Source organism: Falsiroseomonas sp. (genome assembly GCF_051859025.1).
GTDB lineage: Bacteria > Pseudomonadota > Alphaproteobacteria > Acetobacterales > Acetobacteraceae > Falsiroseomonas.
In genome coordinates, this window is the sequence record NZ_JBHYGL010000013.1 from 108,774 (window position 1) to 117,732 (window position 8,959).

General features: G+C 66.5%; 5 protein-coding genes. 1 reads left to right on the plus strand and 4 read right to left on the minus strand.

The window, feature by feature from the left end; genetic code table 11:
- Positions 1-89: 89 nt before the first annotated feature.
- From ACTIE5_RS14945 to ACTIE5_RS14960, 4 genes are all read right to left on the minus strand, one after another.
- Complete coding sequence (locus ACTIE5_RS14945; protein ID WP_439550496.1) at positions 90-3,074, minus strand: glycosyltransferase; 2,985 nt, start codon at positions 3,072-3,074, stop codon at positions 90-92.
- A gap of 398 nt (positions 3,075-3,472) precedes the next feature.
- Positions 3,473-3,619, minus strand: a complete 147-nt coding sequence (locus tag ACTIE5_RS14950; RefSeq protein ID WP_439550497.1) for a hypothetical protein — start codon at positions 3,617-3,619, stop codon at positions 3,473-3,475.
- Between the two features lie 7 nt (positions 3,620-3,626).
- Positions 3,627-4,112 (minus strand): IS66 family transposase, encoded by a 486-nt coding sequence (locus tag ACTIE5_RS14955; protein WP_439550498.1) that lies wholly within the window; start codon positions 4,110-4,112, stop codon positions 3,627-3,629.
- A gap of 171 nt (positions 4,113-4,283) precedes the next feature.
- Positions 4,284-5,372 carry a TIGR03032 family protein gene (locus ACTIE5_RS14960; RefSeq protein ID WP_439550499.1) on the minus strand — a complete coding sequence of 363 codons (1,089 nt, stop codon included), beginning with the start codon at positions 5,370-5,372 and terminating at the stop codon, positions 4,284-4,286.
- Positions 5,373-5,669: 297 nt separating this feature from the next.
- Here ACTIE5_RS14960 and ACTIE5_RS14965 point away from each other — a divergent pair.
- On the plus strand, positions 5,670-8,959 hold a 3,290-nt coding region (locus tag ACTIE5_RS14965), incomplete at its 3' end, for an FG-GAP-like repeat-containing protein (protein WP_439550500.1).

The following is an 8,959-nucleotide window of genomic DNA, read 5'->3' on the forward strand; positions in this document are numbered from 1 at the left end:
CGTGCCGCGATCCCATCCGTCACAGCGGGTCGCGGGCGCATCCCAGGTCTCGTCGGCCCTCAGGGCCAGGCTCCCCGAGAGTCCGCGGCTCATGCACGCAGCAATTCGCGCGCCGTGTCGAAGTGGCGGTGCTGCAGCGCTGCCTCAAGCGCGCTGCGCCGCGCCTGTTCCGGGCTTTCGCTGGAGAGTGCCTCCAGACGGGCGAGAAGGGCCTCCGCCAAATCCCGCTGGCCTGACTCATGCGCGCGCAACACCACCCTGGCGAGCGCGCTCTCGTCAGGCGGGTCCCCGGCGGCGATCACCGCATCGGCCAGGGTCAGCGCCTGACCCAGGGGCACGGCATCCAGCGCCGCGTTGAGCGTCACCGGGGCCAGGCCTTCCAGGAGATCGGCAATGGACTCGACGCCGTTCTCCAGCAGTGTCGCAGCAATGTCGTGACGGCCGCGCTGGAACGCGATCGAGAGCAATTCGCGCATCATGACATGCCGCTCTTTCCGGATGTCGGACTGCGCCGGCGTGTGTTGCAATCCGAGCAGCGCGACGTAGGGCTCAAAAATCTGGCGATAATCGTAGCGGCGCGCAGCCTGCCGCGCGGCCTTCTCACCTGCCAGCCGCCGCTGCGGGTCGGCCAGCACTTCGGCGATCAGCGCAGGCCAGCGAGCGAGGTCATCCTCCTGCAGGATGCAGGCGGCCGGCAACGGGTCCAAGCCGCGGAACGCAACGGCGGTACCCAGCACCATCTTGCCCGCGCTCATGGCTTCGATTGTCTTGACGGAACTGCCAGTGCCGGTGGCCAGTGGTATCACCACCAGGGCCGCCGACTGGTACAGCACTGCCAGCGCTGCTTCGTCCACTCGCCCCAATGCCGTGACATTGCCGCTTCGGCCGACCGGGGCACAGTCACCCACCACCACGAAACCCGTATCCGGGCAGTCATTGGCGATGCCGCGCAGACGCTCCACCGCGACGCTGTTCGGCCGGTAGCGACTGCCGACAAACAGGCAGAACGGGCCTGGCGGAAGCTCAAGGGCGTAGAGGTCCCTCAGCAGCGTGCGAGGATCGGGTCCGAAGGTTTCGGAAAGCCGATCATGATCGATCGGATTCGGAACAACGATGCTTGGGACGCCGCGCGCGGCATACCATGCGCGGTCGGATTCCGAGACTGTGACGGCAAAGTCGCCGCTGCGCATGCCCGCGACCTCAAGCCGCGCAGTCAGCTTGTCCAGCATCCGGCTGCCGCTAGCCTGCTGCGAAAGCACGTCATGGCTCGAGACGATGAGGGGCTTGCCCTCCGTCCGGCAGATCGGCGCGATGATTGATGCCCAGAAAGGATACTCGACGATGACAACATCCGCCCACCGAACCACATCCGCGGCATGGGACTTGAAATGCGGATCGAGCCTGCGATCGACAAAGAACCAAAGCATGCTTTCCTGGCCATCGGCCCGCGGCGTGACCAGGCGCAACAGCCGGCGCACCACGTGTTGGCGAATGCGGGGCCTCACGGCTTCCACGCCAACCCGGGGGCGTCGCAGCGGCAACTGGGGGAGCGAGTGCGGGCGTGGCCGTGAATCGCTTGCCGAGCCCAGCAGCCGGCGCAGCATGACGAAGGGCATCGCCATCGCCATCCTGCACAGCTGCGAAAGACCGGGGCGCTGCAGCGCCCAGCTTCCATCCTGGACGACGCGAACCTCCGCGCGCTCTGCCAGTTTCTCCACCAGCAGGTTGCAGCGCAGGGAAGCGCCAGACTGGCGTTCCAGGAAATTTCCCCAGGGATAGAAGACGGCGACGCGGCGCGCTGCGCGTCCCGCCCCGCCCGCATGATCCGGGCCGCTTTGGATCTGGGCGATGAGCGCCGCTGGATTGTGTCGTCCGATCACACAGCGGCGCCCGGCCTCGGCCTTCGTTGCCAGCAGCGCGCGGTCCCGTCGGATTCGACGGATCGCTTCCACAATCGCGACGGGGCTGTGATCGTCGATCAGGACGCCGCCGCCGTATTGCGACAGCTCCTCGCTCATCCATGTGCCGGAGGTCGCAACGACGATCTTGCCCGCCGCCATGCTCTCCAGGCAAACGCCGGAGGTGCGGGCGCGATAGATGCCGCGCCAGTACGGCACCAGGACCACATCGGCATCCAGCAGCGTCTGTGTGTAATCCTCGGGCGAGAGCGCATTGCGCAGCAGCGTCACCAGCGGCGGGCACACGGGAACGAAACTGTCGATGGCCGCCTGCACATCTGGCGCGGCGTCATGCGCCTGAAGCCGGAATTCCATGCCGTCCATTTCGCCTGCGGCGTCGAGCAGGCGGATGGCTGAAAGGATTTCGCAGAAGCCTTTCTCGTCCCGCGCATTGCCAAGACTCACAAGGCGGAGTGGTGCGTCCGCTGGGCGCGATGGACGGGCTTCATGCCCGCTGACCGTATGAGGAATCGGCATCACCTCGATGGGCAGGGTGGTGAGCGCACCGAGTTCGGCCGAGAGGCGGGCACTGTCCGAAGCAAGCCTGACGCGTCGGCCCGTGGCTGCTGCTTGTTCGAGCTTGCGGAAGGCACGAGCGGAAAGCGCGTTGTCATACCAGGCCGGCTGGTAGCGAAGCAGCAGTATCACTTCCAGCGTCCCGCCTGCCTCCTGGCTGGCGACGAAATCCGCGAACGCGTTCAGCTGATTGCGAAAGATCATGGGCGCGAACAGTACCGATCCGGCCGGCGCGGCGACGTGGCTGAGCCCGGCTCGCAAGTCGATCAGGAATTCCCGGTTCGTCATGGCGATATCGAACGCCGCGCGGAACCTGGCCGGCACATGGCTCGCCATGGGGTGGCTGCTCCACATGTCGCGGCGGAAGCAGCGCTGCGTCGCCAGCCTGTCCGCGACCGCGTCGGTGGCATCGCGGTTCGCCAGTGTCACCGCGCGGTAACCGGCCTCGGTCGCCCCGCGTGCCACCGCTTCGTCGTAGGAGAAGTGGTGGCCGGCAAAATCCTTCAGCGATGGGTCGATGATGAGGAATACGGGCTGCTTCGAGGAACGGGATTCATTCACCCCGTCGACAGCGGGGTGAATGTGCGACCCGACATGCACGGTGGAATTCTCCCATTCACGTATCGGGATTGATGACTGGCGATCGAGATCGACAAACGGATCGTGCGAAGCCGTTGGCGCGGTTGGGTCGGAGCGGCGACCTTGTGCCGATGAGCCTCGAGCCGGCGTCGAACGGGCGCCTGCTCACCACAGCGCCCGGCCAAGCCGCGCGGCACCGGTTTGATCAGGCGATCCGAGCGATGAAATACCGCACGACCCGCCAGCCACCCGGCGCACTTTTGAGGAGTTTAGTGTCCCGCTCTGAACTGACCCGGAATGGGCGAGGCGCCGCAGCAGAACGGGGATCGAGGCGGCCTGGGGAGGGGTTCGTGCGGCAGCGATCGTCGCCCCGGAACGCCTGGCCAGGCGGGGCGCGGATGAACGGCGAAGCCACCCTGTCAGGCGGCCTTGCGGGTGATCGCGGCGTGGATGGAGGTCGCGCAGCGGCCCGTCGGATGATGATGCACGGCGTGCTGCGCCAGTGCCGGGACGAGGAGCGCGGGGTCGCGGGGCGTGGGGCGGTCCTGGCGGGTGGCTCGTGTCACCTGCGGGTCAGGCGGTCGGCCCGCGCGCGGGGACGATCCGTAACCGTCGCCTGCGCATCACGGCGATTGTGGCCTGCGGGTTGATGCCGTTCAGGATGGCGGTGCGGATCAGCGTGGTGGCGATCGCCCGATTGTCTTCGCCGCCCTCGCTGCCCGCGAAGAGCGCAGCCTTCCTGGTCACGGCCACCGGGCGGATTTCCCGCTCCGCAATGTTGGTATCCAGTTCGAGCCGGCCGTCCATGGTCCGTCCCAGACCTCGCTCGAGGGTCGGCAGCGGCGTGTCGTCCGCGACGACCCTGGCGTTGCCGGCGATGTGGTCAAGGATAAGCCCGTGCAGCGGCCGCAGCCACCAGCAGGACTTGGCAACCCAATCGCACAGCGTCGAGCGGTCCAGGTTGATGCCCTGGCGCGCGAGGATCGCCGCCTGACGATACTGGGCCATGGCGAAGGCCCAGTTCGCCGTGCTCTTTGGCCAGCGCTTCGCGCGAGCCATGGCCTGACCGTGTCGTTGAACGGACCGGTCGCACACGGAAATTCCGACACTCCCTGGCCGCTTGCGGCCACGTGAACAGAGCGGGCCGCGCAAGCTCCGCGTTGGCGCCACACCGCGATCACTGACGGATAGCCGCCTGGGCATGGCATGCCCAGGCCCGGCACCCCTGGTTCAGGCCTGGGCGGCCTTCTCCACGCTGATGGCGCGCTCGATGTCCGTCCCGATGAAGCCGATCGCCTCGGCCTGGCGCACGCCGGGCAAGGCGGCCACGTCGTACAATTCGTCGATGGTGTGCTCGAAGCGCAGCCAATGGGCTGTCTCACCGGTGATGGTGTCCACCACCAGCAGGCCGCAGCGTGCCGCCGAGTCCTTGGCTTGCAGCAGGCCCTCCAGCGGCAGTCCTTCGAAGGTGTGGTTGCGGCGCGGCCGGGACAGCCCGACCACCACCCAGCGGCCGACGAAGGCCATGCCGCGCGCATAGCCCGGGCAGAAGGCCACCGGCGTGAAGCGCCCATCGCCGGGATCGACAACACCCAATTCGCCCCGGCCCGAATTCAGCACCCACAGCCGGCCCCCATGCAGGCGTGGCGAGTGCGGCATGGACAGGCCCGACGCCACAACCTCGCCGCTGGTGACGTCCAGCACCACGCCGCCATCGACACGGCGTTCGCGCCAGCCATCGGCGACATCGCTGCGGCTGATCGCTGTGACGTAGGCAGGCCGGGTTCCGTCCATGGCAAGGCCGTTCAGGTGGCAACGATCCTCGGGGGCCAGGGCGCTGATGAAGGGCGGCCGCCAGAGCGGGCGGAAGCTCGCCGTATCGCTGAGGGTGGCGAGGCAGCTGAAGGCGGTGTTGACGAAGATCGGCCCGGGCGCGGCCATACCGGCCATCTGCCCGATGCCGATGTCGTGGATGTCGAGGCGGCCGGTGACGCGAGCCTCGCGCGGGATGAAGCGGCGGTCGGCGCCGTGGGCAGTGGCCATGCCGGGTGGCACGTCGTTGCGGAAGCGCCAGAGCATGGCCTTGCCGCTGGCCCAGAGCGTGTCGCCATCGGTCCACAGACCCTGGCACTGCTCCAGGAGTCGTTCATGGGCACGCAGCGTGCCGTCGGGGCGCAGCCCGAGGAAGATCAGCCGGCCGGCCTGATAGGTCGTCAGCGCGAGGCTGGCGCGGTTCTCCGCCAGCCATCCGGCCAGTCCCGGGGAGGCGATCAGGGTCTGGCCGGGCGGGGCAGGTTCGGCGGCTTCGTTCGTGGTCATGCCTGTGTCTCTCGTTTGGCGGGCTGGCGGAATCCCGCGGCGGGCCGCGATGTTAAAGTCTGCTGCCCGGTGCTGGGCGCAAGGAGGCGATACAAAGACAAAAGAACACAAATATGCACGAATTAATCGAAGATGCGATTAATTGATGAAAATAAATTTAATGTATATTATTATGCTAGTATAGAAGACTGTTGTGATGTTTTAAATAAAATCCCGAACCGCGCCAAAATAATCTAACCAGTCTGCTATGACCAACTGATATTTGGCGGAGTGCCGAACTTGACGACCCAGGCGACGATGACCGACTTCGTCTTCGATGTGTCCTTCGCCCGGAACGGGCTGAGCACCACGCCGCAGTTGCTGGACGCATCGGTGGCCTTGACGGCGCCCAACAGCAGCTTCGTCGGGGGCGGGCTGACGGTCTCGGGCCTGTTGGCGGAGGACCGCATCTCGGTCCAGCATGAAGGCGACGCGGCTGGGCAGATCGGCTTTGCCGGCGGCACCGTCAGCTATGGCGGCACGGCCATCGGCACTGCATCAGGCGGCAGCGGCGCCGCCTTCACCGTTGTGTTTAGCGCCGCAGTGACGGCCGCCGCCGTCGAGGCGCTGATCGAGCACCTGACCTACGCCAATGTCAGCAGCACGCCCACCGCCAAGCGCAGCCTGACGATCGACGTCACCGACAGCGCAGGCGATCATGTCTTGGCCGTGCCACAGAGGCCGGTCTTTACCCCGCTGACCGGGAGCAATGATCCGGTCGGCAGCCTCAATCCCTACCAAGGCCGTGGAAGTCTCTCAAGCGCGCCAAGCCTCGTGGACCTGGACGGCGACGGCGACCTTGACCTCGTCTCGGGGCGATACGATGGCACTCTGCGGGCCTGGCAGAACACAGGGAGCAGCGCTGCACCGAGCTTCACGGCGCTGACCGGCGCAGCCAATCCCTTCTATGGCATCGACGTCGGATACGTCAGCGCGCCGACCTTCGTGGATCTGGACGGCGACGGCCTGCTCGACCTCGTCGCGGGCAACCGGGTTGGAACGTTGCTGGCATGGCGAAACGCCGGCACCAGCGCTGCGCCGAGCTTCACCGCCCTGACCGGCAGCGCCAATCCCTTCAATGGCATTGATGTGTCCTTTGCCAGCGGGCCGGCCTTTACGGACCTGAGCGGGGACGGCTTGCTCGACCTCGTCCTGGGCCATCAAGATGGCACATTGCTGGCGTGGCGGAACACCGGCACCAGCACTGCGCCAGTCTTCACGGCGCTGACCGGTACAGCCAACCCCTTCGATGGCATCGACGTCGGAACCTTAAGCGCGCCGGCCTTCGTGGATCTGGATGGCGACGGCCTACTCGATCTCGTCTCGGGCGAATACGATGGTGCGCTGCTGGCGTGGCGGAACACCGGCACCAGCGCTACGCCGAACTTCACGGCCATGACGGGCAGCGCCAATCCCTTCACTGGCATCGGCAGCGAGATTGGGACGCCCATCGAGATAGGGTCGGCAAGGAGGCCGGCCTTTGGGGATCTGAATGGCGACGGCCGACCTGACCTCGTCACGGGCGGATTCGAAGGCGAGCTGCGGGCGTGGCGGAATACCGCCCCACCTCCAGGCGCTCCCGTCACCGTGACGGTGAACACCCCTCCGAGCGTCAACTCCGGCGACTCCGCATACCTCGCCGAGAACTTCACCGGCACCGTATACTGGGCATCGGCCTGGGACGTTGACAGAAACCCGGTCAGCTGGACGCTCGGCGGCCAGGATGCGGCCCTGTTCAGCATCAATAGCGCAACCGGCGAAGTCAGCTTCCTCGCCACGCCGGATTACGAGGCCCCGCAGGACGCTGGTGCCGACAACATCTACGACATCAGTGTCATTGCCGCGGATGGCTTTGACAGCGGCAGCGCCGAGGTCGCCATCACCGTCACCAATGTGCTGGAACGCCCGACCTTGGGCGGCGTCAGTTCCGGCGTGACCTTCGCCGAGAATACGGTGAACGCCACGCCGCAGTTGCTCGACGCCTCGGTCACCTTGTCCGCGCCCGACAGCAGCTTGGGCGGTGGCGGGCTGACGGTCTCGGGCCTGTTGGCGGAGGACCGCATCTCGGTCCTGCATCAGGGCGACGCGGCTGGGCAGATCGGCTTTGCCAGCGGCATCATCAGCTTCGGCGGCACGGCCATCGGCGCCGCGACGGGCGGCAGCGGCGGCACCTTCACCGTGGTGTTCAACCAAGCGGCGACGGCCCCCGCGGTGCAGGCGCTGATCCAGCACCTGACCTATGCCAATGTCAGCGACACACCCACCGCCACGCGCAGCCTCAAGATCGACGTCACCGATAGCGCGGGCGTTCATCTCGGACTGCCCGGGACCGAGCCTTTCACGGCCCTGCCCGGGAGCAGCAATCCCTTCAATGGCATCGACGTCGGATCGTACAGCTCGCCAGCCTTCGTCGATCTGGACAGCGACGGCGATCTCGACCTCGTTTCGGGCAATTACGATGGCTATCTGCTGGCCTGGGAGAACATCGGGACCAGCGCAGCGCCGAGCTTCACGGAGCTGACTGGCACCGACAATCCCTTCGATGGGCTTTATGTAGACAGCTACCGCAGCGCGCTGGTCTTCGTGGATCTCGATGGCGACGGCGATCTCGACCTCGTCTCGGGCAACTACTACGGCAATCTGCTGGCTTGGGAGAATGCCGGGACCAGCCAGGCGCCGAGCTTCACGGCGCTGACCGGCACCAGCAATCCCTTCGACGGTATGGACGTGGGAAGCCGCAGCACGCCGGCCGTCGTGGATCTGGACGGCGACGGCGACCTCGACCTCGTCTCGGGCGAATACTATGGCACGCTACTGGCCTGGGAGAACACCGGGACCAGCGCTGCGCCAAGCTTCACGGCACTGACCAGCGGCGACAATCCCTTCGATGGCATCGACGTTGGATACGCCAGCACGCCGGCCTTCGTGGATCTGGATGGCGACGGCGATCTCGACCTCGTCTCGGGCGTGAGCGGCGGCACCTTCCTGGCGTGGCGCAACACCGGCAGTGGCTATACCGCGCTGACCGGCAACGCCAATCCCTTCAACGGCACCGGCGTCGGATCCTACAGCTCCTACAGCACGCCGAGCTTCGTGGATTTGGACGGCGACGGCCAGCTCGACCTCGTGGCGGGCGGAAGCAATGGCACGCTGCTGGCGTGGCGGAACACGCCCGCTGGTGCCTCCATCACCGTGAGTGTCACGGCGGAGGCGGAGGGTCAGAACAATGCGCCCGCCATCACATCCGGCACCACCGCATCCTTCGCCGAGAACGCCATCGGCACGGTGTACCAGGCAACCGCCACGGACGCGGAGAGCGACCCGCTCACCTGGTCGCTGGGTGGCGCGGATGCCAACCGGTTCGACATCAGCACCACGGGCGCGGTGAGCTTCAAGGCGTCGCCGAACTTCGAGATCCCCACCGATGCGGGCGGGGACAACGTCTACAACATCACGGTCACGGCCAATGACGGGACGCTGGACAGCACGGCAAAGGCCGTCGCCATCACGGTGACGAATGTGGTCGAGCAAGCCACGCTCACCGGCGT